Origin of the sequence: Streptomyces recifensis (assembly GCF_002154615.1) — a bacterium.
In the GTDB taxonomy this organism is placed as follows: Bacteria; Actinomycetota; Actinomycetes; order Streptomycetales; family Streptomycetaceae; genus Streptomyces; species Streptomyces griseoluteus.
Genome location: NZ_MUNH01000865.1, coordinates 1 through 1,416 on the forward strand (window position 1 = coordinate 1; position 1,416 = coordinate 1,416).

Genomic DNA, 1,416 nt, shown 5'->3' on the forward strand with positions numbered 1-1,416 from the left:
CGGGGGTGCGGGGGTCTGCCTCTCCGAGCCGAGCCGAATTCCGTCAAAAGCCGTCATGGCCGGGCGGTAGGGGGCTAGCGTGTCCTCCCTGCGAGCAAGGGGGGCGTATGCGGGCGACATCGTTGCGCAAGGGGGAGAACGCGCCGTTGTCGTTGGCGCCGGTGTTGCTGGCGGTCTCGGTGCAGGGGCCCGCGTCCGATGTCTCGGCGCTGCTGCTGGGGGCGGGGGGCAAGGTGCGGGACGACCACGACCTGGTCTTCTACAACCATCCGGTTCAGGACGGCGTATCGGTCGCGGGCTCGGTGGTGACGGCGGACCTCGGCCGCGTGCCCGCCGACGTGGACCGGGTGGCCGTGGTCGTCAGCGTCGATCCGGGGCAGCCGGGCGGGGTCTTCACCCGCGCCCCCGTACTCACGATCACTCAGCCGGGTGGCACCGAACTTTCCTTCACCGCACCGGATTTCACCGCGGGGGAGACGGTGGTCGTCCTCGCCGAGCTGTACCGGCGGGACGTCGGCTGGAAGGTCCGGGCCGTGGGCCAGGGCTACGCGTCCGGGCTGGCGGGCCTCGCCACCGATTACGGCGTCGATGTGGAGCCTCCCGCGCCCGCCCCGGTTCCCGTGCGGACACCGAGGGCGTCGGGCGCCGTGGTGGACCTGGCGAAAGTGGAGCGGGTGTCGCCGGCCCTGGTCGCCCCGGCCCGGCAGGCGTCCAGGGCGCTGGCGGTGCGGGGCATCGGGCAGCGACGGGCGGCGGTGTATCTGCTCCTGGACCACGGCTGGAACATGGAGGAGCTGTACGAGTCGTTCGCGGTCCAGGCCTTCGCGGAACGGGTGCTGGCCCTCTCGGCCAACCTGGACGACGACGGCACTGTCCCCGTCCTCTTCTCCAGTGGGGACCAGCCGTTCCTGGAGGACATACGGCTCGACAACTACCGGGGACGCATCGACCAGTTGCACACCCAGGTCGACTGGGGCTGGGGCAATGTCGCGGCGGCGATGCGGCACGCGGTGGGCCACTACCGGGAGTCCGGCGCGCAGGACCCGGCGTTCATGGTGACCCAGGTCGGGGACGAGCCCTGGGACAAGGCCGAGGTGCGGTCCCTCCTCCAGAACACCGCGTCTCTCGGGGTGTTCTGGCTCTTCGTGGGTTTCGGCCGGGGCAAGCTCGCTTTCTACAAGAATCTCAACGCTTCCACTGGCGCCAAGTTCCCCAACGTCGCCTTCTACGACGCGAGCAAGAATCCGGGGGCGGTGCCGGACGAGCGGTTCTATGAGGGGCTGGTGGAGGGGTTCGCGGCGTGGATGCGGGGTTGAGTGAGATAGTGCGGAGCCATCTGGGCTCCGAGCATGCTGTGGGCAATCTGCGGAGCTACTTCGGGCTGGAGGGCGGGGCTGCTTATACGGGGGCGCGGTT

1 protein-coding gene is annotated in these 1,416 nt (G+C 70.1%); it reads left to right on the plus strand.

Features of this window, described 5'->3' with window-relative positions:
* The first annotated feature begins 107 nt into the window (after positions 1-107).
* Complete coding sequence (locus CCN33_RS30435) at positions 108-1,316, plus strand: VWA domain-containing protein (RefSeq protein ID WP_086696500.1); 1,209 nt, start codon at positions 108-110, stop codon at positions 1,314-1,316.
* The last annotated feature ends 100 nt before the right edge of the window (positions 1,317-1,416 follow it).

Coding starts and splice junctions, on each gene's coding strand:
- CCN33_RS30435 (WP_086696500.1), top strand. CDS start 108: ATGCGGGCGACATCGTTGCGCAAGGGGGAGAACGCGCCGTTGTCGTTG.